This window comes from Streptomyces sp. NPDC047061 (genome assembly GCF_040643955.1).
GTDB lineage: Bacteria > Actinomycetota > Actinomycetes > Streptomycetales > Streptomycetaceae > Streptomyces.
In genome coordinates this window covers 15,875-39,436 of sequence record NZ_JBEYVI010000012.1, presented here as the reverse complement: position 1 = coordinate 39,436, position 23,562 = coordinate 15,875, and the positions used below count along the sequence as shown (strand labels likewise).

Below are 23,562 nucleotides of genomic sequence, written 5' to 3'. Positions count from 1 at the left end.
TGGCGGCCCCCGGGCGGCATTCGGCAGAGGTTATCGGATGGTGAGGACTGCTTGTTCACCGGCCGTTCACGGCACAGTCCACTCACTCTGCCCCGGCCTTTGCCGAGATCATCATCCGCGATCCGGGCCCCGACCCACAAACCGCGCTCGCAGAACGGACATTGAAGACACCCGCCCACGGCTCCGCGACCGTCCGTCCGCACCACCCAGCCCCTCACGGAAGGTAACTGAGGCTGCCCTGACCTGGTCTTCGTTTTCGCAGGTCAGGGCAGATGACAACGGTCTTCAGTGCCGCGTTGCCGGATACCCCCCACCCGTAGTTCACTGTGATCCCGGGCGGAACACAGGAGGCGTATCCCATGGGGGCAGGGCACGACCACGGTCACGGCCACCGTCACGCGCCGGCCACCGGTACGGCCGCGGCGGCGTACCGGGGACGGCTCCGGGTGGCGCTCGCCATCACCCTCGGGGTGATGGTGGTCGAGATCGCCGGCGGTCTGGTGGCCGACTCGCTCGCGCTGATCGCGGACGCGGCCCACATGGCGACCGACGCGCTGGGCCTCGGCATGGCCCTGCTGGCGATCCACTTCGCCAACCGCCCGCCGAGCACCCACCGCACCTTCGGCCTCGCCCGCGCCGAGATCCTCGCCGCCCTGGCCAACTGCCTGCTGCTGCTCGTGGTCGGCGGCTATGTGCTGTACGAGGCGGTCCAGCGGTTCCTCACGCCGGCGGACACCCACGGCGGCCAGATGATCGTGTTCGGTCTCATCGGCCTGGTCGCCAACATGATCTCGCTCACGCTGCTGGTGCGCGGCCGGCAGGAGAGCCTGAACGTGCGCGGGGCGTTCCTGGAGGTGGCCGCCGACGCGCTGGGCTCGCTGGCGGTGCTGGTCTCTGCCGTGGTGATCCTGACCACCGGCTGGCAGGCGGCCGACCCGATCGCCTCGCTGGTCATCGGCCTGATGATCGTGCCGAGGACGCTGAAACTGCTGCGCGAGACCCTGGACGTCCTGCTGGAGGCGGCGCCGCGGGACGTCGACATGGCGGAGGTACGGACGCACATCCTGGCCCTTGACGGCGTGGCGGACGTCCACGACCTGCACGCCTGGACGATCACCTCGGGGATGCCGGTGCTGTCGGCGCACGTGGTGGTCCGCTCGGACGTGCTCAGCGCCGTCGGCCACGAGAAGCTGCTGCACGAGCTGCAGGGCTGTCTGGGCCACCACTTCGACGTGGAGCACTGCACCTTTCAGCTGGAACCGGTCGGGCACGCGGAGCACGAGGCCCGGCTCTGCCGCTGACCCCGTCGCGGCCGGATCCTGCGGCCGGGTACCGGAACGCAGCGCTCCGCGCTCCCCCGGCGTCCTTGTGTTCGAGACCCCCGGACGGTTCCCTCAGGCACCCGTAGGGCACGATCAACTACCGGGTCCCTCTTCCGGCGTGCCCGTGCCGGGAAGTGCCGGGAGTGTCGGATTCGTACGGCAGACTTGGTGCGAGGACCGAGGCGAAGGATGGGTATGCCGATCACACCTGCCACCGCGACGCACAGCACGTCGGAAGGGACCGCAGACGCGATTTTCCTTGAACTCGTCGACGAGAAGGGTGTGACCATCGGCACCGCGGAGAAGCTGGCCGCGCACCAGCCGCCCGGGCAGCTGCACCGGGCGTTCTCCGTCTTCCTCTTCGACGAGCACGGCAGGATGCTGCTCCAGCAGCGGGCACTGGGCAAGTACCACTCCCCCGGCGTATGGTCCAACACCTGCTGCGGCCACCCCTACCCCAAAGAGGCCCCCTTCGCGGCGGCCGCCCGGCGGACCTTCGAGGAGCTGGGGGTCTCCCCGTCGCTGCTCGCCGAGGCCGGCACGGTCCGCTACAACCACCCGGACCCGGCCTCCGGCCTGGTCGAGCAGGAGTTCAACCACCTGTTCGTCGGCATGGTCCAGGCGCCGCTCGCGCCGGACCCGGAGGAGGTCGAGGCGACCGTCTTCGTGTCGGCCGCCGAGCTGACCGAGCGGCACGCCCAGGACCCCTTCTCGTCCTGGTTCATGACCGTGCTGGACGCGGCCCGCCCGGCGATCAGGGAGCTGACGGGCCCGTCCGCCGGCTGGTGAACCCCCTCAGGGCAGTGTCGCGGGTTTGAGCGGCAGGGCGGCCCAGATCACCTTGCCGCCGTTCGACGTGTGCTCCACGTCCACGACTCCGCCGGCCTCCCGGGCCACCTCCCGGACCAGCAGCAGCCCCCGGCCGCCGAGCTGGCCGTGGTCGGCCTCCAGGGCGGTCGGGCGGTAGGGGTGGTTGTCCTCCACCGACACCCGCACCCACTCGGCGCCGACGGCGACCTCCACGGCGAGCATCGGCGACAGCAGCGCCGCGTGCTTGACCGCGTTGGTGACCAGCTCGGAGACGATCAGCAACAGCCCGTACACCAGGTCCTCCGAGACCGGGACGCCCTGGCGCTGGAGCAGGTCCCGTACGGCGCGCCGCGCCTGCGGGACCGAGGCGTCCACAGCGGCGGCGGTGAACCGCCAGACTCCTTCGTACGGCAGCGGATCCGGCGGCGGAGCGCCGCCTCCCTCTGGACGCGGGTCGTGCCCGCGCCCGTGGTTCTCCATCGTCCGGTCGCCACCCTCGCGCTCGATTGTCACCACACGTCGAGTGTTGGTAACGACCCGCTCCGCTCCGGATGACTGAACACAAGTCAGCAACTATCGAGCGGATCCGACCGTTGGCGTATGACAAGGTCAGTTGTGGGACGACTCTTGCCCTCTTGAATGCCGACTTCGCGAACTATTCGGGTTGTACGGGTATGAGAACTTTCCCGGGAGACGGGATGCGGCTCCCCTGTCACCACCGCAATTCCACTCCTCCCGGGCGCGGATACCATCCCGCACTATGGAGCCCCGCCTCGACCACCAGGTCGGAAACGCCGTTGCCACGGTCGTCATCGGCAACCCTGCCAAACGCAACGCGATGACCGCGGAGATGTGGCGCGCCCTCCCGCCCCTTCTCGACGCCCTCGCGGCGGACCCCGCCGTGCGGGCCCTCGTCCTCACCGGCGAGGGCGGCACCTTCTGTGCCGGCGCCGACATCTCCACCCTCCGGGGCTCCTCCGCCGAGGCACAGACACTCGCCGTCGCCGCCGAGGAGGCCCTCGCCGCGTTCCCCAAGCCGACCCTCGCCGCGGTGCGCGGCCACTGCGTCGGCGGCGGCTCGCAGCTCGCCGCCGCCTGCGATCTGCGGTTCGCCGAGGAGGGCGCGCTGTTCGGGGTGACACCGGCCAAGCTCGGCATCGTCTACCCGGCCGCCTCCACCCGCCGCCTGGTGTCCCTCGTCGGCCCGGCCACCACCAAGTACCTCCTCTTCTCCGGCGAGCTGATCGACACGGAGCGGGCGCTGCGCACCGGTCTGGTCGACGAGGTGCTGCCGGAGGGCGAACTGGACAAGCGGGTGGCCGAGTTCACCCGGACCCTGGCCGCCCGCTCGCAGCTGACGCAGGCCGCCGCGAAGGAGTTCGCGGACGGCCGCACGGACCGGGACGCGCACTGGGCGGAGCAGGCACGCGGCAGCGGCGACACCGCCGAGGGCGTCGCCGCGTTCCTGGAGCGCCGTCAGCCGCGGTTCACGTGGGCAGTTCCGCGCCGAGGATGAACCGGCTCATCGAGCGGAGCAGGGCGACGACCTCGGCGGGCGCCTTCTGCGGGGAGCCCGCGTCGTAGGGCGGCTGCGGGTCGTACTCGATCCCGAGCTGTACGGCCTGGGCGACGTCGTCCCCGGAGATCCGGCCGAGGAGGGCGAGGCCCATGTCGATGCCGGCGGAGACACCGGCCGCGGTCACGTACTTTCCGTCGGTGACGACCCGCTCCCCCGTCGGCTCGGCGCCGAACTTGCGCAGCTCGTCCAGGGCCAGCCAGTGCGAGGTGGCCCGGCGGCCTTCGAGGAGGCCCGCGGCGGCGAGCAGCAGGGAACCGGTGCACACGGACGTCGTCCAGGTGCTGGTCGCGTCGGCGGTGCGGATCCAGTCGAGGAGGGCCTGGTTCGTCATCTGCGGGGTCTGGCCGGGGCCGCCGGGGACGACCACGACGTCGGGGTGCGGCACCTCGGCGAGGGTCCGGTCGGCGGTCAGGGCGAGATACCCGTTGTCGGTGCGGACGGGGCCGGCCTCCTCGGCGACGAAGACGACCTCGGAGTCCGGGAGCCGCCCCAGGGTCTCGTACGGCCCCACGGCGTCGAGGGCGGTGAATCGGTCGTAGAGCACGATCGCGAACTGCATGGCTCTCCTAACGGGTCGGGTCGGCGGGGGCCGGGCTGAACCTGCGCCGGTATTCGGCGGGAGTGGTGCCGAGAGCCTTGAGGAAGGCACGGCGCATCGCTTCGGGCGTGCCGTAGCCGCTGGCCCGGGAGACCTCCTCGACCCCGTCGCCGGTGTCCTCCAGGAGCCTGCGGGCGTGTTCCAGCCGGACCCGGTCGACGTAGCGGCCGGGCGTCGTCCCGGTCTCGGCGTGGAAGGCGCGGGCGAAGTGGCGGGGCGAGAGCGCGGCGCGGGCGGCCAGCGCCTCGACGCCCAGGTCGTCGTCCGGGTGCTCGGTGATCCACTGCTGGACCTCCCGCAGCGGTGCGCGCTGTGCGGTCTGGGCGGCGAGCTGGGCGCTGAACTGGGCCTGGTTGCCGGGTCTGCGCAGGAACACCACCAGGTGCCGGGCGACGGTGAGCGCGACGTCCCGGCCGAGGTCCTCCTCGACGAGGGCGAGGGCGAGGTCGATGCCGGAGGTGACACCGGCCGAGGTGGCGACGCGGCCGTCCCGGACGTAGATCGGGTCGGGGTCGACGCGGACGGCGGGATGGTCGCGGGCCAGCGTCTCGCAGTACGCCCAGTGGGTGGTCGCCCGATGACCGTCCAGGAGCCCGGCGGCGGCGAGCAGGACGGCGCCGGTGCAGACGGAGACGAGCCGCTCGGCGAGCGGCCCGTGTGCCCGCAGCCACGCCACCAGCTCCGGGTCGGACCGCCGGGTGCCCTGGCCACCGGGGACGAGGAGGGTGTGCGGGTCGGGCGCGTCGGCCAGGGCCCCGTCCGGTACGACGGTCAGCCCGCTGGAGGTGCGCACGGGAGCGCCGTCCAGGGAGGCGGTGCGGATGCGGTAGCTGCCCGGGGTGTGGGTCTCGGCGCCCGTGAACACCTCCACGGGGCCGGTGACGTCGAGGCTCTGGACGCCGTCGAAGAGGACGACGAGAACGGTTCGCTGCGCCATGTCATCGATTGTTGGCCCGTCCGGTGATGGCCGCAATGACGAATAGCCCACCTTTCCTGCCATCCCGGACGGAGTCCCGGGCCCGCATCGCCCCGGACACTGGAGTCCGTACCAACCAGTCAGTAGCGTGCGCCCATGACAACCGCCGCACTGGAGCCGCGCGCCGGCCGCCGCTGCCACACCCTGCTCAACTCCCTGCACGCGACCCACTTCTTCAGCCCCGAGCTGGCCGAGGAACTGGCCGCGCTCGGGGTCACCCACCCGCGGGCCGTCAACTTCGCGGTGCGGGCGGCCGCGTTGGGGGCGGTCGGGGCCGGCACGGTGACGGCGACGTTCTACAACTACAAGCACGAGCTGGTGGCCCGGCATGTGCCGGCCGTCTGGGAGACCGCCGCCCCGAAGGACGTCCTCGCCGCACGCGTGCGTGCCGTCGACGCGTCGATGCGGCGGCTGCTCGGCGCGGACACGGTGGTCTCCGACGGGATGGCCGAGGCCGCGAGGCTCGCGCTGCGCGCCACCGAGGCCTGCTCGCGCTCCGGCCGCCCGCTGTACGCCGCCCACGCGGACCTGCCGGTGCCCCAGGAGCCGCATCTCGCCTACTGGTACGCGAGCACGCTGCTGCGCGAGCACCGCGGCGACGGGCACCTCGCGGCGCTGCTGGCGGCCGGTCTCGACGGGCTGGAGGCGGTGGTGACGCACACGGCGACCGGCAAGGGCATGACTCCGAAGTGGGTGTTCGCCACGCGCGGCTGGAGCCAGGACGACTGGGACGCGGCGGTGGCACGGCTGCGGGAGCGCGGGCTGCTCGACGCGGAGGGCGAGCTGACCGGGGCGGGGGTGGCCCTGCGGGCGGAGATCGAGACGGAGACGGACCGGCTGGACCGAGCCCCGTACGAGCACCTGGGGTCCGCCGGGGTGACACGGCTGACGGAGCTCGCGGCAGGGTTCGCAAGGGCGGCGGTGGCCGCGGGGGCATTCCCGGCGGACCTTGTCGGCAAGGGGTGACGGTCGGCAGGGGATGACGAGAGGCGAGGCCCTGGGCGGGCGCCGGGGGGGGAAGGCCGGGGCCGGATTCGTGCGGGTGTTTGATCGGGGCCCCGGGTGGGCGACGGATTCGTGGAGAGTCCGTGTCGTGGATAGGCGCCCTGGGGCCCGGTTGTCGGTGTCACCTGCCACAATTGCGGCGCAACCTCAGTGGAGAAGGCGGTACGGGATCGTGACGACACCCGGGTCCCTGGTTCCAGGGTCCATCGAAGGCAGGATCGCCGAGGAGCTCGGCGTACGGGAGCGGCAGGTCAAGGCTGCCGTGGAGCTGCTCGACGGCGGTTCGACGGTGCCCTTCATCGCCCGCTACCGCAAGGAAGCGACCGAGATGCTCGACGACGCGCAGCTGCGCACGCTCGAGGAGCGGCTGCGCTACCTGCGGGAGCTGGAAGAGCGGCGGACGGCGATCCTGGAGTCGGTGCGGGAGCAGGGCAAGCTCACCGGCGAACTGGAGGCGCAGATCCGGGGCGCCGAGACCAAGGCGCGGCTGGAGGACATCTACCTGCCGTACAAGCCGAAGCGGCGGACCAAGGCGCAGATCGCGCGGGAGGCCGGCCTGGAGCCGCTGGCCGAGGGGCTGCTCGGGGATCCCGGGGTGGAGCCGCTGGCGGCCGCCGCCGCCTTCGTCGACGCCGACAAGGGCGTCGCCGATCCGCAGGCCGCCCTGGAGGGCGCCCGCGCGATCCTCACCGAGCGGTTCTCGGAGGACGCGGACCTCGTCGGCGAGCTGCGCGAACGCATGTGGGTACGTGGCCGGCTCGCCGCGAAGGTGCGGGACGGCAAGGAGGAGGCGGGCGCGAAGTTCGCCGACTACTTCGAGTTCGCCGAGCCGTTCACCGACCTGCCCTCGCACCGCATCCTGGCGATGCTGCGCGGCGAGAAGGAGGAGGTCCTCGACCTCGTCCTGGAGCCGGAGGAGCCCACCGAGGGCCCGTCCTCGTTCGAGGGGATCGTCGCCCACAGGTTCGGGATCGCCGACCGCGGCCGGCCGGCCGACAAGTGGCTGTCGGACACCGTCCGCTGGGCCTGGCGCACCCGCCTCCTCGTCCACCTCGGCATCGACCTGCGGCTGCGCCTGCGCACGGCCGCCGAGGACGAGGCGGTCGACGTCTTCGCGGCGAACCTGCGCGACCTGCTGCTCGCCGCCCCGGCCGGCACCCGCGCGACGCTGGGCCTGGACCCCGGTTTCCGGACCGGCGTGAAGGTCGCCGTCGTCGACGCCACCGGCAAGGTGGTCGCCACCGACGTCATCTACCCGCACGTCCCGGCCAACAAGTGGGACGAGGCGATCGCCAAGCTGGCCCGGCTCGCCAAGGAGCACGCGGTCGACCTGATCGCGATCGGCAACGGCACGGCGTCCCGCGAGACCGACAAGCTCGCCGGTGAACTCATCACCAAGCACCCGGAGTTGAAGCTCACCAAGGTGATGGTGTCCGAGGCCGGCGCGTCCGTGTACTCGGCCTCCGCCTTCGCGTCCCAGGAACTGCCCGACATGGACGTGTCGCTGCGCGGCGCCGTCTCCATCGCCCGCCGGCTCCAGGACCCGCTGGCCGAGCTGGTGAAGATCGACCCCAAGTCGATCGGCGTCGGCCAGTACCAGCACGACCTGTCCGAGGTGAAGCTGTCGCGGTCCCTGGACGCGGTGGTCGAGGACTGTGTGAACGGCGTGGGCGTGGACGTCAACACGGCGTCGGCACCGCTGCTCGCCCGTGTCTCGGGCATCACCTCCGGGCTCGCCGAGAACATCGTCGCCCACCGCGACACCAACGGCCCGTTCACCTCCCGCGGCCAGCTGAAGAACGTGGCCCGGCTCGGCCCGAAGGCGTACGAGCAGTGCGCGGGCTTCCTGCGCATCCGCGGCGGCGACGACCCGCTGGACGCGTCGAGCGTCCACCCGGAGGCGTATCCCGTCGTCCGGCGCATGGTGAAGACGTCGGGCCAGGAGGTGGCCGCGCTCATCGGCAACACGGGTGCGCTGCGCTCGCTGCGGCCGACGGACTTCGTGGACGAGACGTTCGGTCTGCCGACCGTCACCGACATCCTCAAGGAGCTGGAGAAGCCGGGGCGCGACCCGCGTCCGGCCTTCAAGACGGCCACGTTCAAGGAGGGCGTCGAGAAGATCTCCGACCTGTCCTCCGGGATGGTCCTGGAGGGCGTGGTGACGAACGTGGCGGCGTTCGGCGCGTTCATCGACGTCGGTGTCCACCAGGACGGTCTGGCGCATGTCTCCGCGCTGTCCAAGACCTTCGTGAAGGACCCGCGGGACGTGGTGAAGCCGGGTGACATCGTCAAGGTGAAGGTCCTCGACGTGGACATCCCGCGCAAGCGGATCTCGCTGACGCTGCGGCTGGACGACGAGGCCGCTCCGCAGCAGGGCGGCCGACAGGGCGACGGCGGCGAACGGCGCCAGCGGGGCGGGCGTCCGCCGCAGCAGCGGCAGCAACAGCAGCGGCAGGGGGGCGGTGCTCGTCAGGCGTCGGCGCCGCCGCCGGCGAACAGCGCGATGGCCGATGCGCTGCGCCGGGCCGGGCTGCTGGGCGGGAAGGACGGCAAGCGCTGACGGATGCCTCGCGGAGGTGTCGGGGAGCGGCCGGCCCGTCGTGGCCGGTCGCGCCCACGCGGCGGAGCCGCATATCGATGCGGCCCCGCGCCCCCAGGGGCACGCGTCTCGCCGCCGTCGGTGAACACGAGGCGAAAGGGGCATGCCAACTCGCTGCCCTGTCTGTGCGCGCCCCGTGATCGTGCATAGCGTTCACGTCATGCGTATACGGGATGGGAGGCAGTTGTTGCTGGCCTGGCTACTGATGGCCGCAACAGCGGCCTGTGATTCGGGAGTTCACTATTCCGTTCCCGATACGCAGGCCGGCCGCGAGGCGACGGCGCGGACCACTGCGGCCACCACCCCGGCCGCTCCCGCCCGACACCCCGCCAAGGCCACCGAAACAGCCGGGGCCCCGGCTCCCAGCCGGACAGCCGCTCCTGCGGACACCCGGTCCGGTACCGCCACGACTCCGGCTGCCCGCACCTGCACGACGCGGGACCTCGCGGCCTCCGAGGGGCGGACCAGTCCGCAGGTGGGTGTCGGACGCCCGGGGTACGCCGCGGAGATCGTGCTGCGCAACCGCTCGGGCTCGACGTGCCGGCTGAGTGGCTGGCCCGGTCTCACCTTCTTCGGTGACGGCGTCCTGCACGTCTGCACGACGGCAGACCCCCCGGACTGCGAGGGCGGGCCGGTGAGCACCTCGGGCATCCGCCCGTTCAAGGTCAGCCGGTCCGCGGCGGCCGTCCCGCCCATCCTGCTGCTCGCCCCGGGGCGCACCACGTCGTTCGTGCTGCACTCGGACGACGCGTGTCCGGGGGTGGACGCCCCCTACGGCGTGGACATCCGCCTGCCCGGCGGCTCCCGACCGCTGACCCTGGTGCCCGGTCCGAACCTCTCCCCGTGCGACGAGAAGCTCGACGTCACCGCTTTTGGCTCCGCCGCCTGACCCCCACCGCGCCCCGGCGCCGGACCCTGCCGGTCAGACGTATCCGCGCCGCTGCACGAACCCCAACGCGGCCGCCCCCAGCGGGACGTTGAGCCAGAACGTGAGCAGCCGGTAGACCAGGACCGCCGAGGTGGCCGGGCCGGCCGGCACGCCGAGGGCGGTCAGGCCCGCGATGAGGCCCGCTTCGAGCGCGCCGAGGCCGCCGGGGACCGGGGCCGCGTTGGCGAGCAGGCGGGCCGCCATGTAGGCGGCACCTAGCTGGGCGAAGGGGAGGTCGCCGCCGAGCGCGTGGAGGCTGAGGGCGAGCCCGACGATCTGGATGACGGGCAGGCCCAGCATGCCGACCACCCCGAGGACCAGCTTGGTTGGGTCGGCGGCGATCCCGGTGAGCGTCGTGCCCGCCGCACGAAGGAACGGCCACACCTTCTCGCGCAGGAAGCGCCGGCCGGGCGGGGTCAGGCCGAGCAGCCCTCCGGCGGCCAGCACGAGGACGATCGCGGGCAGGGTGTACCTGCCCACGGGCAGGTCCAGGTGGACGCCACCATGGTGCTGTCCGGCCGCGGTGAAGAAGACGGTGGCGACCACCACGTTGGAGACCGCGCCGGCCAGGCTCTGCAGCCCGACGGAGGCCGTCGCGGCACCCGTCTCGATCCCCGTCTTCTGCAGATAGCGCAGGTTGAGCGCCATGCCGCCGACGTTGCCGGGGGTGATGCGGTTCAGGAAGGAGCTGGCGAACTGCACCTGGTAGGTGGCCCGGAAGGGCAGGCGCCCGGGGATGGTGCCCAGTTGCAGACAGGTCGAGAAGCCCTGCGAGACGAAGGTGACGGGCACGACCGCGAGCAGCCACCACCAGTTGGCGTCGCGCAGCGCGCGGAGTGCGGCCGGGGCGTTGGCGAGCTGCGGCAGCACGAGGTGGAGCACCAGGAACGCACCGGCCAGGCCCAGGACGCTCTTCCAGGTGAACCGGGCAAGCGGGGCCGCCTTGGCGGCCGGGACCTCGCAGGCGTCGCGTACTTCCTCGGCGAGGTCGTGCATCAGGTTCGGCCGGCCGCCGGGGCGCAGCGTGCGGCGCCGGGTGCCGACCGTGGCCTCCCGGGCGCGGGCCTGGTCGTAGCGGCCCACCTCGCGGCGGGCGGGGCCGAGCAGGGCGAGCGGTTGCAGGTACGGCAGGGCACTCGCGAGCCGTTCGGGGCCGAGGCCGGCCAGGGCGCAGGCGGTGGCACGGGCCGGCCCGACGCGTACGGCGGTGGTCGCGAGCAGTGCGGCGAGGTCACTGCCGAGCGTCTCGGGCGGCGCGTTCAGCTGGGCCCGGGCGAACGCGGTGAGCCTGGGGCCGCCGTCCGACGCGACGAGGATGTGCTCGGGGCGCAACGACCGGTGCGCGAGGCGGTGTTCCTGGATGCGGGCCACGGCCGCCCAGGCCTCGCGGAGCAGGGTGTCGGTCAGCTCCTCGTCGGCGAGCGCGGACAGCGGACGGGCGTCCGCCCCGACCGTCACCACCACCGCGGCGTCCCCGGCCACCGGGTAGGCGATGACGGGGTCGGCGACCCGGGCGCCTGTGCGGGCGGCGAAGACCAGCATGAGCAGTTCGTGCTCGGCGGCGGCGAGCGGTGTCTGCTCCCCGGGGTCCGCCGGGTGGCGCAGCAGGACGCGCCGGGCGAGCCGGTGGAACAGGTCGCGGCCCCGGTCCTCGGCGGCGAGGGCGCGTACGGTCAGCTGCGCGCCCTCGGCGGTCTCGGCGCCGTAGAGGACGCCCTCGCCGGGGAGTTGGCGGTCCGCCGGCAGTTCGCGGAGGGTGGCGAGGGGGATCCCGCAGGCGACGAGGGCGTCGGCGACGCCCTGGGCCGGCGGACGGTCGGGCGGGCCGCCGGCCATGAGCAGGACGGCCGATCCGGCGGTGCCGCCGACGACGAGGGCCCCGAACGCGTCCAGCGGGACCAGTGAGGCGGCCAGTGCGCCGAGCGTGGCGCACCCGACGGTCAGCGCCCACAGCGCCCGTCGCCACGGCCGTGTCAGCCAGGGGCCGGCGGCGACGACCGCGGACGCGCAGGCCGCCAGGTACACCGCCGACGGCCAGCCCGCGTGCACCAGTCCGCCACGGCCGACGAGCGCCTCCGGCCACCGTTCGGGCCTGCTCTCGGCCAGCGCGAGCCGGGTGAGCAGCCAGCCGACGGCCGCGCCCAGGGCCGCGGCGGGCAGCACCCTCGACACCGCGTCGAAGCGGCGCCGTACGACGAGGACGACCAGGGCGGCCAGCGGTGCGAGCATCGCGATCGCCTGCACCGTGCCGAGCAGTGCGTCGCGCAGGCCCGGCGGCAGCGCGGTGGCCGCGGAGAGCAGGCCCTGCTGCGCTCTGCGGGCGAAGTCCCTGGTGGCGACCGCCACCAGGACCGTCAGCACGAGGGCGGCGAGGGAGACCAGCAGTCGCAGCAGGTCGGCCGCGCGCCGCACGTCCCGGGGCGGCGGGGCGTCGACGGTGGGCGCCGCCCCGCCTGCTCCTCCGTCGCCCACGAGGTCGGCGGAGAGCAGCATGCCGTGCCGGTCGGTCATGTCCCGCTCCCGGCGGGGCTGCGAGGACGGCCCATGCGCGCGCTCCTTCGGGCACAGGTCCGGCTCGCCCGGACGTCGGCCCATGGTTCCACGCGGCCGGTGTCCCGCGCCTCGGTCGAATGACTGTGGGCAGACGCAGTCGGCCGACGGATCATGTCTGCTTCGGAGGCTGGCTGGTGCCGTTCATCCGGGCGCGATTCTCCGCGAGCAGTTCCTGGACGCGCTTCTCGACCTCCACGGGGTCGATGCCGAGGGCACGGCCCATGTGGATGGACCACACCTCCGAGCGCACGTTGGTCTCGAAGTCCAGGTCGGCGCGGACGTTCTCGCGGGAGGCCTGCCGGTTCTGGCTCACCATCACGAACGTGGACAGGAAGATCGCCTCCAGGCTGACGATCATGGTGAGCAGTCCGAAGGGGAACGGGTCCCAGATCGCGCCTTCGCCGAACACGCCCTCGTTGAACACGATCCAGACCGTGAACCACAGGGCGTGCAGGTACACGAACATCATGGTGCCGGCGAAGGCGGTGATCGCGTCCGCGATGCGGTCCTGGGTGCCGCGCAGCTGCGCGAGGACGTCCTGTTCGTTCACGATCCGAAGGGCCGGTCGCTTCGGCGATGTGCTCATGGCCAATCTCCTGCCAGGTATAAGGTGCCGGGCCGGGTTGTCGGACGGCTGCGGGTTCGTCGTGGTTGCTCGCGCAGTTCCCCGCGCCCCTGAGGGGCGCGCCTGCAGTCAGGGCGTTCCTAGCGTTCCGTCACCTTGCCCGCCGCTACCTCCAGGCGGCGGGTGACTCGGACCGCGTCCAGCATGCGGCGGTCGTGGGTGACCAGGAGGAGGGTGCCCTCGTAGGCGTCGAGGGCCGATTCCAGCTGCTCGATCGCCGGGAGGTCGAGGTGGTTCGTCGGCTCGTCCAGGACGAGGAGGTTGACGCCACGGCCCTGGAGCAGAGCCAGGGCGGCGCGGGTGCGTTCGCCCGGGGAGAGCGTGGCCGCCGATCGCAGTACGTGGTCCTGCTTGAGGCCGAACTTGGCGAGCAGGGTGCGCACTTCGACCGGTTCGGTGTCCGGTACGGCCGCGCCGAAGGCGTCCAGCAGGGACTCCGTGCCGTGGAAGAGCTTGCGGGCCTGGTCCACCTCTCCGACCAGGACGCCCGGGCCGAGGGCCGCGTGCCCGGCGTCCAGCTCCACCCTGCCCAGCAGCGCGGCGAGCAGCGTCGACTTGCCCGCGCCGTTCGCGCCGGTCACCGCGACCCGGTCCGCCCAGTCGATCTGGAGGGACACCGGTCCGAAGGTGAAGTCGCCGCGCCGTACCTCCGCGTCCCGCAGGGTGGCGACGACGGCGCCGGAGCGCGGGGCCGCCGCGATCTCCATGCGCAGTTCCCACTCCTTGCGGGGCTCCTCGACGACCTCCAGGCGTTCGATCATGCGCTGGGTCTGGCGGGCCTTGGCGGCCTGCTTCTCGCTGGCCTCGCTGCGGAACTTGCGGCCGATCTTGTCGTTGTCGTTGGACGCCTTGCGCCGGGCGTTCTTGACGCCCTTGTCCATCCAGCCGCGCTGCATCTGGGCGCGGTCCTGGAGGGCGGCCTTCTTGTCGGCGTACTCGTCGTAGTCCTCGCGGGCGTGCCGACGGGCCGTATCGCGTTCCTCCAGGTAGGCGTCGTAGCCGCCGCCGTAGAGGTTGATCTGGTTCTGGGCCAGGTCGAGTTCGAGGACCTTGGTGACGGTGCGGGTGAGGAACTCGCGGTCGTGGCTGACGACGACCGTGCCGGCGCGCAGGCCGGTCACGAAGCGTTCGAGGCGTTCCAGGCCGTCGAGGTCGAGGTCGTTGGTGGGCTCGTCGAGGAGGAAGACGTCGTAGCGGGAGAGGAGGAGGGAGGCGAGGCCCGCGCGGGCGGCCTGGCCGCCGGAGAGGGACGTCATCGGCTGGTCGAGGTCGACGGCCAGGCCGAGGGTGTCGGCGACCTCCTCGGCCCGCTCCTCCAGGTCGGCGCCGCCCAGGTCGAGCCAGCGCTCCAGGCTCACGGCGTAGGCGTCGTCGGCGCCCGGTGCCCCGTCGACCAGGGCCTGGGTCGCCTCGTCCATCACGCGCTGGGCCTCGGCGACCCCGGTACGCCGGGCGAGGAACGCGCGGACCGTCTCGCCGGGCCGCCGCTCCGGTTCCTGGGGCAGGTGGCCGACGGTCGCGGTCGGCGGGGAGAGCCGCAGTTCGCCCTGTTCGGGGGCGGTGAGCCCGGCGAGCAGCCGGAGCAGGGTGGACTTGCCCGCGCCGTTGGCACCGACAAGACCGATCACGTCACCGGGCGCGACGACGAGGTCGAGCCCGGAGAAGAGCGAGCGGTCGCCGTGCCCGGCGGCGAGGTTCTTGGCGACGAGGGTGGCAGTCATCAGAACGCCGATCCTAATGGGCCGGGCGGCCCGGGCTCGGCCCTGTTCTCCCCCGGTCAGCGCTCGGGCGCCGCCACCAGCACGCTCCCGGCGGTACGGGCCACCACGAAGGACCCGCCCCGGACCGCCTTGCCGTCCAGGGGAATGCGGTGGCGGCCGGGTTCCAGGACGCCGTCGAAGAGTTCCTGGGTGCGGGGGCGGGAGAGGCGGTCCAGACGGTACGACGTGAGCCGCACCCGGCAGGGCGAGGTGACCTCGATGCCGGCGGTGCCGTCGGAGGCGACCAGCCGGGCCAGCCGGCGTTGCGGGAGCGGGCTGCGGTCGAGGGCGTGTTCGATCTGGGCGACGAGGAGCGGGACGATCGGGGCGAGTCCGTCGACGTAGGCCACCGCCACGCCCGCCCGCTCGAACGCCTGGCGTACGGCGGTCCGCTCGGTCTCGGCGACCGCGGGGCCGAAGGCGACGGCCGCGTAGCCGCGGAGCTCCTCGGCGGGGACGCCGTGGGCGTCGCGGGTGATGTCGGCGCCGATGCCGATGGTGCGCAGGGCGGCGGCCAGCTTGGCGAGGAGGGCGACGCGGGCGCCGATCAGCAGCACCCGGCGGCCGGGCGGCGGGCCGGAGTCCTCGAGAAGGGCACCGAGGGCCTCGCGGTACTCGGGGCCGTGGAAGCGGAACGGGCCGATGCCGTGGTAGCCGTTGAGCTCCAGGTCGGCGTGTTCGGAGGTCTGCCAGGCGAAGTCCCGCCAGATGTAGTCGTCGCCGTCGTGCTCGATGACCGCGGTGACCGCGCCGCAGGCCAGGTCCTCGCACTCGGGACAGCCGTAGACGACGTACCGGCCGTCGGGCAGCGGGGCCTCGGACTCCAGTAAGAGGCCGCGGACCTGGGCGGTGAAGATCGCGGGCGGCACGTCGGAGGCGAGCGGGGAGACGGCGTCCAGGTCGGAGAGCTGGAACAGCAGCGGGTGACCGTCGACGACGAAGTCCACGAAGTCCCGGTGGAGCTGGTACCCGCCGTCGGCGAGGACAGCGCCGGCGCGCATCGCCGGGGCCAGGCCGAAGGTCGCGTATGCGGCAGACATGCTGTGAGTATCCCCAGAGCGGGACGATCTGAGCGCGGCATGACATATTCCGCTAACGTCACGGTGTGCCGTCTGAGCTGAGTGACGAAGTGATCGTGGTCGGTGGCGGGGTCGTCGGACTGACCACGGCGGTGGTGCTGGCCGAGGGCGGGCGCCGGGTGCGGGTGTGGGCCCGGGAGACCGGCGGGCGTACGACCTCGGCCGTCGCCGGCGCGCTGTGGTGGCCTTACCGCATCGAGCCCGAGGCGCTGGTCGGGGAATGGGCGCTCGCCTCCCTTGTCGTGTACGAGGCGCTGGCGGCACGGCCGGAGGAGACGGGCGTACGCCTGGTCGAGGGCGTACACGACGGTCTGCGGCTGGACGGGCTCGGTGCGTGGGCGGCCAAGGTGCCGGGGCTGGCGGAGACCGCCGAAGGTCTGGCGGCCCGGCTGCCGTTGATCGACATGCCGGTCCATCTGGAGTGGCTGCGGCGGCGGTTGGAGCGGGCCGGCGGGACGGTCGAGGAGCGGGTGGTGGAGTCGCTGGACGAGGTGCCCGCGCCGGTCGTGGTCAACTGCACCGGGCTCGGGGCCCGTTCGCTGGTCCCGGATCCGGCGGTGCGTCCGGTGCGCGGGCAGCTGGTCGTGGTGGAGAACCCGGGGATCACCACCTGGTACACGTCCGACGAGGTGGAAGGGGGCGCGTCCGCCTACTTCTTCCCGCAGCCCGGCGGGCTGCTGCTCGGGGGTACGGCGGAGGAGGACGCCTGGTCGCTGGAGCCGGATCCGGAGGTCGCGGCCGGGATCGTGGCGCGCTGTGCGGCGGTCCGGCCGGAGATCGCCGGGGCGCGGGTGCTGGCGCACCGGGTGGGGCTGCGGCCGTACCGGTCGGCGGTCCGGCTGGAGCACGAACTACGGCCGGGCGGCCGGGTGCTGGTCCACAACTACGGGCACGGCGGGGCCGGGATCACGGTCGCCTGGGGATGTGCGCGGGAGGCGGCCGGGCTGGTGGACACCGGCCCGGCCGCCTGACCGGTCAGCTCGCGGGGACGCGCTGGACGGTGCGCGGGGCGTGCACGCCGTGCAGGGCGGTCTTCTCGGGAGCGGTCCACCGTGCGGCGGTGGCGCGGGTGAAGGCGTCCGCGCCGCCGACCAGCGGGACCCTGGCCGTCGTCCGGGACAGGTCCACGGTGAGCGTCGGGGTGGTGGACGGCGGATCGATCAGGTCCTTGTCCGTGCCCGCGACGATCAGCGCCACGCGGTGGCCCTTGGGTACGACGTGGTCGGTGGCCGCCAGGTCGAGGGTGATCGTGTAGGCCCTGCCCGGGGTGAGCGGGACGCCCTTGCCGGGGTCGGCGTAGGTGCCGAGGTCGGCCCAGCCGCGGCTGAAGACGGTGTAGTCGACGGCCTTGGTCTTTGCCGCGGTCTTCAGGAAGCAGGCACTGTCACCGGCCGTGCTCTCGCCCCAGCAGGTGCGGTCGGTGAGGGTGGTGATGCCCTCGTGGGAGTCGGCGTAGTCGCGGATGGTGTCCGGGCCGAGGTCGACCAGGACGGCGGTCAGGTGGGCCGTCGCAGTGGTCGGGGTGGCGGTGACGGTCACCTTGGACGAGCCGGACAGCCGCAGGTCCCGGGTGAGCGGCGCGGTGAGGAAACCGGCCTTGTCCGAGGTGGGGGTGGCGAGCTGCGCGGCCCAGTCGGTCTCGCTCTGCTGCGGGTCGTCCGTGAACGTCTCGGTGCCGGATCCCTTGGTCAGGCCGAGGGTGCCGATGCCTGCCTGGGTGCCGGTGGCGGGGCGCAGGGTGGTGGTCCGCGTGCCGCTCGGCGGCCAGACCGACGAGGTCACCCACTGGTCGGGGTGACGCTCGATGTCGGCCATCGGCTCACGGTCGATGCCGTTGTCGTAGCCGAGGAGTTCGTGGTCGAACCAGCGGTGCAGGGTGTCGACCCAGGCGCCGCGCCGGTAGTCGAAGGGGTCGACGTGCCCGGTCTGGGAGAGCCAGATCTTGCGCTCGACGCCGTTCTTGGCGAGAGCGTCCCACCACTGGCCGAAGTGCTTGGTGCGGACGTTGAGGTCCTGCATGCCGTGCACGAGGAAGACGCTGGCCTTCACCTTGGAGGCGTCCTTGACGTAGTCGCGCTCGGTCCACAGGTCGGTCCAGTCGCCGCTGCGCGGGGCGCCGTCGATCAGCTTCTGCTGGACGGCACCGCACTTGGCGTAGGCGTCGTCACTCTCCACCGCTCCGGCCAGCCAGTCGGGCCCCGAGTCGTACAGCGGGGCACCCTGGGCGAAGTAGTAGTCGTACCAGGAGGAGATGGCGCTGATCGGGACGATCGTCCTGAGGCCCTTGACGCCGGTGGCGGCCACGCCGTTGGCGATGGTGCCGTCCCAGCTCTTGCCGATCATGCCGGTCTTCCCGTTGGTCCAGCTCGCCTTCACGGTGGTGGTGCCGGTGCGGCTGCGGTACGCCTTGGCACGGCCGTTGAGCCAGTCGATGACGGCTTTCGCGGACTGGATGTCGGAGCGGCCGCCGATGTCGATGCAGCCGTCGGAGCGGTTGGTGCCGGCCAGGTCGACGCCGACGAAGGCGTAGCCGCGGGGCACGAAGTAGTTGTCGTAGAAGAGCGGCATCTGGACGACGTTCCCGCCCGCGTCGTACGTCTTGAGCTGGCTCTCGTTGCCGCGTCCGCAGCAGGAGTAGTAGGGGCTGGCGTCCATGATGACCGGTACCTTGCGGCCCTGCGCGGCGGGTTCGGAGGGCCGGACGATGTCGGCGGCGACCCGGTCGGTCCTCCCGTCGCCGTCGGAGTCGAGGCCGGTGTCCACCCAGACGGACTCGCGGATGGCGTTCGCGTACGAGTAGACGGGTCGGCTCTCGCGAGGGGCGCCGGAAGCCTGGGCCGCGGCCGGGGTGAGGAAGGCGGCGATCAGGGCTGCGACGGCCGTGACGGCGAACGGTCTCCAGATCGTGAAGCGCGTGCGTTTCGGCATGGGGCGGACGCTACCCGGGTCAACTCCCGTGCAGAAGGGGGCATCTGGGGGACCGTCAGGGCGGATTGCGGCCGAATGGCGATCGTGTGACAGCAGGTGCCATGGACAGGCCAGGGGCCACAGGGACTGAATAGGCTCCGAACAGTTTCGTGCTCCATCGACTTGGCGCTGCCCGCCGCGGTGTGGCGGGTGCGCCTCGGCCCCCTACCGACCTGGAGTTCTCTTGCACCGCAGAATCCTCGCGCCGGGCGCCCTCGCGGCGGCCTCCCTGCTGCTGGCGATCCCGGCATCGGCCGCGAGCTACAGCCCCGGCGCGCCGGGCATCGGCGATCCGTACTACCCGTACTACGGCAACGGCGGTTACGACGTCGCCCACTACGACCTGCGGCTGCAGTACCAGCCGGCCACCGACGAGCTGGCCGGTACGGCGACGATCCTGGCGCGCACCACGCAGGACCTGTCCAGCTTCGACCTGGACTTCCTGTTGGACGTCAGCGAGGTACGGGTCAACGGAGTGAAGGCGGACTTCGCCACGTCCGGTCAGCACGAACTGGTCGTCACCCCCAGGTCGCCGCTGGCGAAGGGCACACAGGTCACCGTCGTCGTCCGCTACAGCGGGGTGCCGTCGACGAAGAGCGCGTACGGCTTCACCACCTGGCACCGCACCCCGGACGGGGCGGTCGCGGCGGACGAGCCCGAGTCCGCCTGGTGGTGGTTCCCGAGCAACGACCACCCGCTGGACAAGGCGACCTACGACGTGTCGGTGGCCGTCCCCGACGGCACCCAGGTCATCTCCAACGGCCTGCTCCAGTCGACGAGTTCGAAACTCGGCTGGACCCGGTACAACTGGCGGCAGAACAAGCCGCAGGCGACGTATCTGGCCACTTTGGCGGTCGGGAAGTTCGACATCACCACCAGTACGTCGGAGGGTGGCGTACCGGTCGTCAACGCCTACAGCAAGGACCTCGGCGACAACGACGGGGCGGCCCGGGCGAGCGTGGAGCGCACCGGGGAACTCGTCGACTGGCTCTCCGGCTACTTCGGGCCGTATCCCTTCAGCTCGGCGGGCGGATACGTCCCCAACACCACCACCGGGTACGCGCTGGAGACGCAGACCCGCGTGTACTACAGCCCGAAGCAGTTCGCGAACGGTTCCAACACGTCGGTGGTCGTGCATGAGCTGGCCCACCAGTGGTACGGCGACGACGTCTCCCTCAAGGGCTGGAAGGACATCTGGCTCAACGAGGGGTTCGCTCGGTACGCCCAGTGGCTGTGGTCGGAGCACGAGGGTGAGGGCACGACGCAGGAGCTCGCCGACTACGTGTACGCGTCGCATCCGGCCGACGACGCGTTCTGGACGGTGAAGCCGGGGGACCCGGGCCCCGACGACCAGTTCGACATCGCTGTCTACGACCGGGGGGCGCTGGCCGTGCAGGCGCTGCGGAACGCGGTCGGTGACGACGCGTTCTTCGCGATTCTGAAGGGGTGGCCGCAGGAGCACGCGTACGGGAACGCTTCGGTGGGCGACTTCGAGGAGTACGCGGACAAGGTGTCGGGGAAGTCGCTGTCGGGGTTGTTCGATGCGTGGCTGTTCGAGCCGACGAGACCGGTGTCGCCTGCGGCGAAGGCCGTGGGGGCGGTTGCGCAGCCGAAGTCGTGGAAGCGGATCGAGGCTACGAACGACGTGCACTGAGGGGGTGCCGGGTTCGGTGGGCGGGGGGCTGCGGGTCCGTTGTGGCTGGTCGCGCAGTTCCCCGCGCCCCTTAAGGGGCGCCTGCGCGTGGCGCCTCCAGACAGCTAAAGAGGCGCTTCGTCGCCGTAGTCGTACACGGTGACCGGGATTTGTCGGGCCACCAGCCGCTCCTTTATCAACGGCTCGACGCGGGACCACTTGCCGCCCGCCAGGCCGCAGCCTATGCGGGGCATGTGCACGGACGCGCCGCGTTCGGTCGCCTCGTCGGCCAGCTTGGCCAGCGCCGTGTCGATCGCCTCGTAGCGGACCGGGACGCCCTTGCTCCCGGTTCTGGTCCCCCGTTGGCCGATCATGTTGGCCACCCAGATGTACCGGTCGACGCGGACCAGTTGGACCGCGCCCAGGCCGAAGTCGTTGTTCGCGCGGTCTCGGTGCCAGGCGCGGTAGGCCTTCTCCGGCTCCGGCCAGCGGCGGGAGATGGCCAGCACGAAGCCCTTTCCCCAACCCCCCAAGTCATTGCAGACGTGGGCGATCACCTTGACGCCCTTGCCCGACGGCGTGGTGGCGTCACCCCGGATGTATGTGATCTCCGACATGACGCCACCGTAGGCGATGCCACTGACAATGGCGCTGACCTGCTACTTCGTGAGCTGGGACAGCTCCTGGTCGGCCGTCCGGGAGACCCGGCGGCGGACGCCGAACCAGCCGGCCGTCAGCAGTGCGGCGATCACCGGGATGAGCAGGAGGGTCCTGCGACCGACCTCCGGGTCGTTCCACATCATGCCGAGGCAGACCAGCAGGAAGGCGATCGTGGCGATCTCGGTGGCCGGGCTGAAGCGGAGGCGGAACGTGGGGCGCTCGACCAGGCCCGCCTTGGCTCGGCGGACGAAGATCAGGTGGCAGAGCATGATGATCACCCAGGTGCTGATGATGCCGAGGGAGGCGACGTTCAGCACGATCTCGAAGGCCTGGCTGGGCATGAGGTAGTTCAGGCCGACGCCGAGCACGCAGACCGCGCAGGTCAGCAGGATGCCGCCGTAGGGGACCTGGCTGCGGTTCATGCGGGCGGTGAACTTCGGGGCCGAGCCGGCCACCGCCATGGAGCGCAGGATGCGGCCGGTGGAGTAGAGGCCGGAGTTGAGGGAGGACATCGCCGCGGTGAGGACCACCAGGTTCATCACGTCACCGGCGCCCGAGACGCCGATCTTGGAGAGGACGGTGACGAAGGAGCTCTCGTCGGCCGAGTACGCCGAGCCGGGGAGGAGGAGGGCGAGCAGGACCACGGAGCCGACGTAGAAGAGGCCGACGCGCCACATGATCGAGTTCACCGCGCGCGGGACGACCTTCTCCGGCTCGGCGGTCTCGCCGGCCGCGACGCCGACCAGCTCCAGGGCCGCGTACGCGAAGATCACGCCCTGCATGACCAGGACGACCGGCATCAGGCCGTGCGGGAGGACACCGCCGTGGTCGGAGACGACGCTCAGGCCAGGGGTCTGCCCGTCGACCTTGTGCTGGGTGGCGAGCAGGAAGATGCCGATCAGCATGAAGCCGACGAGGGTGGCGACCTTGATGATCGCGAACCAGAACTCCATCTCGCCGAAGATCTTCACGGAGATCAGGTTGACCGCCAGGACGACGGCGAGGGCGATCAGCGCGAGGGTCCACTGCGGGATGCTCGTGAACATCGACCAGTAGTGGGTGTAGAGCGCGATCGCGGTGATGTCCGCGATGCCGGTGGTCGACCAGTTGAGGAAGTACATCCAGCCGGCGACGTACGCGCCCTTCTCGCCGAGGAACTCGCGCGCGTACGACACGAAGGAACCGGAGGAGGGGCGGTAGAGGACCAGCTCGCCGAGGGCGCGGACCACGAAGAAGGCGAAGATTCCGCAGACCAGGTAGGCGAGGGCCAGGGCCGGGCCCGCGTTGTGAAGGCGGCCGCCGGCGCCGAGGAAGAGGCCGGTGCCGATCGCGCCGCCGATGGCGATCATGTTGACGTGGCGGGCCTTGAGGTCCTTGCTGTAGCCGGCGTCGCCCGCGTCCGCGGGCGCCTGGGCCGCGTCGGTCCGGGTGGCGGCAGCCTGCGCCGTGTCCACGTAGTCCTTGCTCAAAGGTGGTTCCACTCTCTGGTGCGCCCGAGCGGGTCGCGCTCGGGTGTCCGGAACGTAGTCGGTCGGCGCACGCGGTGGTGGCACGGACCAAGGCGCCACCTTCCCCCGGCCACCTGGGCACATGCGATGGCACAGGTCACAGAGCGGAACTTCTCACAAGCCCCTGATCGGCGTATATCCATACATATCGACCGAGTGCATCACGATCACCGCCGGTGTCACAGCACCGGTGTGACAGCGATACTGCTGCACATGACGACCGACACCGACGGTGGCTCCGGCGACCCGGCGTTCACCATCGACGAACTGGCCGCGCGAGCCGGCACCACGGTCCGCACGGTTCGCTTCTACGGCACCAAGGGGCTGCTGCCGCCGCCGGTGATCGGGCCGCGCCGGGTGGGCCACTACGGGCGCGAGCACCTGGCCCGGCTGGCGCTGATCGAGGAGTTGCAGCGCCAGGGGATGACGCTGGCGGCGATCGAGCGCTATCTGCGGCAGCTGCCGCCCGGGCTGAGCCACCACGACCTGGCCATCCACCGGGCCGTGGTGGCCTCCTGGGCCCCGGACGCCGAGGAGACCGTGACGGCCGCGGAGCTGCGGCGGCGGGCCGGACGGCCGCTCGACGAGGAGGACGTCGAACGGCTCGTCGCCATGGACGTCGTACGGCCCGACGGGGACGCCTACCGGATCGACCCCGGCCTGCTCCGGCTCGCCGTCCAGCTCCTCGACGTGCCGCTGTCCGAGAAGGCGATCCTGGCCGCGCGCACGGTCCTGACCGAGCACGCGCGGGCGGCCGCGCACGAGCTGTCCCAGCTGTTCCGGGCCGAGGTGGCGGAGCGGACCGAGGCGGACGTGAAGTCCCTGTCCGCGCACATGCAGCCGCTGGTGGTCCAGGCGCTGCTGACCGCGTTCCAGCGGTCGCTCAGCGCGGAGGTGCACCAGTGGCTCGACGGCTCCGGAGACGGATCCTGAGAAGGTTCCTGGGGAGGATCCGCTCCG

At 72.0% G+C, this 23,562-nt stretch carries 19 protein-coding genes; 9 read left to right on the top strand and 10 right to left on the bottom strand.

The window, feature by feature from the left end:
- Positions 1-359 precede the first annotated feature (359 nt).
- Positions 360-1,301 carry a cation diffusion facilitator family transporter gene (locus ABZ887_RS19145; protein ID WP_361290564.1) on the top strand — a complete coding sequence of 314 codons (942 nt, stop codon included), beginning with the start codon at positions 360-362 and terminating at the stop codon, positions 1,299-1,301.
- 216 nt (positions 1,302-1,517) lie between these two features.
- Positions 1,518-2,111, top strand: coding sequence for an isopentenyl-diphosphate Delta-isomerase (gene idi / locus ABZ887_RS19140; protein ID WP_361290561.1), 594 nt, complete (start codon positions 1,518-1,520; stop codon positions 2,109-2,111).
- Between the two features lie 6 nt (positions 2,112-2,117).
- Here the strand turns inward: idi and ABZ887_RS19135 are convergent, their stop codons facing one another.
- Complete coding sequence (locus ABZ887_RS19135) at positions 2,118-2,612, bottom strand: ATP-binding protein (RefSeq protein WP_361291040.1); 495 nt, start codon at positions 2,610-2,612, stop codon at positions 2,118-2,120.
- A gap of 280 nt (positions 2,613-2,892) precedes the next feature.
- On the opposite strand from ABZ887_RS19135, the gene ABZ887_RS19130 reads away from it, so the two are divergent.
- On the top strand, positions 2,893-3,648 hold the full coding sequence (locus ABZ887_RS19130; RefSeq protein WP_361290558.1) for an enoyl-CoA hydratase-related protein: 756 nt from the start codon (positions 2,893-2,895) through the stop codon (positions 3,646-3,648).
- Here ABZ887_RS19130 and ABZ887_RS19125 read toward each other — a convergent pair.
- Together ABZ887_RS19125 and ABZ887_RS19120 are read right to left on the bottom strand one after the other, a co-directional pair.
- The gene (locus ABZ887_RS19125; RefSeq protein WP_361290555.1) at positions 3,620-4,270 is read right to left on the bottom strand and encodes a DJ-1/PfpI family protein; all 651 of its coding nucleotides are present in this window, start codon (positions 4,268-4,270) and stop codon (positions 3,620-3,622) included. The two genes, ABZ887_RS19130 and ABZ887_RS19125, sit on opposite strands and share 29 nt — an antisense overlap.
- Before the next feature lie 7 nt (positions 4,271-4,277).
- Positions 4,278-5,246, bottom strand: a complete 969-nt coding sequence (locus ABZ887_RS19120; RefSeq protein ID WP_361290552.1) for a GlxA family transcriptional regulator — start codon at positions 5,244-5,246, stop codon at positions 4,278-4,280.
- Between the two features lie 135 nt (positions 5,247-5,381).
- Between ABZ887_RS19120 and ABZ887_RS19115 the strand changes: the two genes are divergently transcribed.
- From ABZ887_RS19115 to ABZ887_RS19105, 3 genes are all read left to right on the top strand, one after another.
- Positions 5,382-6,251 carry a hypothetical protein gene (locus tag ABZ887_RS19115; RefSeq protein WP_361290549.1) on the top strand — a complete coding sequence of 290 codons (870 nt, stop codon included), beginning with the start codon at positions 5,382-5,384 and terminating at the stop codon, positions 6,249-6,251.
- A gap of 211 nt (positions 6,252-6,462) precedes the next feature.
- Positions 6,463-8,850: a Tex family protein gene (locus ABZ887_RS19110; protein WP_361290546.1), complete on the top strand. Its 2,388-nt coding sequence runs from the start codon at positions 6,463-6,465 to the stop codon at positions 8,848-8,850.
- 142 nt (positions 8,851-8,992) lie between these two features.
- Positions 8,993-9,778 (top strand): DUF4232 domain-containing protein, encoded by a 786-nt coding sequence (locus ABZ887_RS19105; protein WP_361290543.1) that lies wholly within the window; start codon positions 8,993-8,995, stop codon positions 9,776-9,778.
- 33 nt (positions 9,779-9,811) lie between these two features.
- Here the strand turns inward: ABZ887_RS19105 and ABZ887_RS19100 are convergent, their stop codons facing one another.
- From ABZ887_RS19100 to ABZ887_RS19085, 4 genes are all read right to left on the bottom strand, one after another.
- A complete protein-coding gene (locus ABZ887_RS19100) occupies positions 9,812-12,328 on the bottom strand; it encodes a lysylphosphatidylglycerol synthase transmembrane domain-containing protein (protein WP_361290540.1) in 2,517 nt (838 codons plus the stop codon).
- Between the two features lie 151 nt (positions 12,329-12,479).
- Positions 12,480-12,956, bottom strand: coding sequence for a DUF1003 domain-containing protein (locus ABZ887_RS19095; protein ID WP_361290537.1), 477 nt, complete (start codon positions 12,954-12,956; stop codon positions 12,480-12,482).
- A 119-nt stretch (positions 12,957-13,075) separates the two neighbouring features.
- Positions 13,076-14,716: an ABC-F family ATP-binding cassette domain-containing protein gene (locus ABZ887_RS19090; RefSeq protein WP_361290534.1), complete on the bottom strand. Its 1,641-nt coding sequence runs from the start codon at positions 14,714-14,716 to the stop codon at positions 13,076-13,078.
- Positions 14,717-14,772: 56 nt separating this feature from the next.
- Entirely contained in the window at positions 14,773-15,795 is a 1,023-nt protein-coding gene (locus tag ABZ887_RS19085) for an oxidoreductase (protein ID WP_361290531.1), read from the bottom strand.
- A 65-nt stretch (positions 15,796-15,860) separates the two neighbouring features.
- On the opposite strand from ABZ887_RS19085, the gene ABZ887_RS19080 reads away from it, so the two are divergent.
- The gene (locus tag ABZ887_RS19080) at positions 15,861-16,805 is read left to right on the top strand and encodes an FAD-dependent oxidoreductase (protein WP_361290528.1); all 945 of its coding nucleotides are present in this window, start codon (positions 15,861-15,863) and stop codon (positions 16,803-16,805) included.
- A gap of 4 nt (positions 16,806-16,809) precedes the next feature.
- Here the strand turns inward: ABZ887_RS19080 and ABZ887_RS19075 are convergent, their stop codons facing one another.
- Positions 16,810-18,762 (bottom strand): Xaa-Pro dipeptidyl-peptidase, encoded by a 1,953-nt coding sequence (locus ABZ887_RS19075; RefSeq protein ID WP_361290525.1) that lies wholly within the window; start codon positions 18,760-18,762, stop codon positions 16,810-16,812.
- Positions 18,763-18,985: 223 nt separating this feature from the next.
- Between ABZ887_RS19075 and ABZ887_RS19070 the strand changes: the two genes are divergently transcribed.
- Complete coding sequence (locus tag ABZ887_RS19070) at positions 18,986-20,455, top strand: M1 family metallopeptidase (RefSeq protein ID WP_361290522.1); 1,470 nt, start codon at positions 18,986-18,988, stop codon at positions 20,453-20,455.
- 104 nt (positions 20,456-20,559) lie between these two features.
- Here ABZ887_RS19070 and ABZ887_RS19065 read toward each other — a convergent pair whose 3' ends face one another.
- Positions 20,560-21,051 (bottom strand): macro domain-containing protein, encoded by a 492-nt coding sequence (locus ABZ887_RS19065; protein WP_361290519.1) that lies wholly within the window; start codon positions 21,049-21,051, stop codon positions 20,560-20,562.
- A 42-nt stretch (positions 21,052-21,093) separates the two neighbouring features.
- On the bottom strand, positions 21,094-22,563 hold the full coding sequence (locus ABZ887_RS19060; RefSeq protein WP_361290516.1) for an amino acid permease: 1,470 nt from the start codon (positions 22,561-22,563) through the stop codon (positions 21,094-21,096).
- A 252-nt stretch (positions 22,564-22,815) separates the two neighbouring features.
- Between ABZ887_RS19060 and ABZ887_RS19055 the strand changes: the two genes are divergently transcribed.
- Entirely contained in the window at positions 22,816-23,535 is a 720-nt protein-coding gene (locus ABZ887_RS19055; RefSeq protein ID WP_361290513.1) for a MerR family transcriptional regulator, read from the top strand.
- The last annotated feature ends 27 nt before the right edge of the window (positions 23,536-23,562 follow it).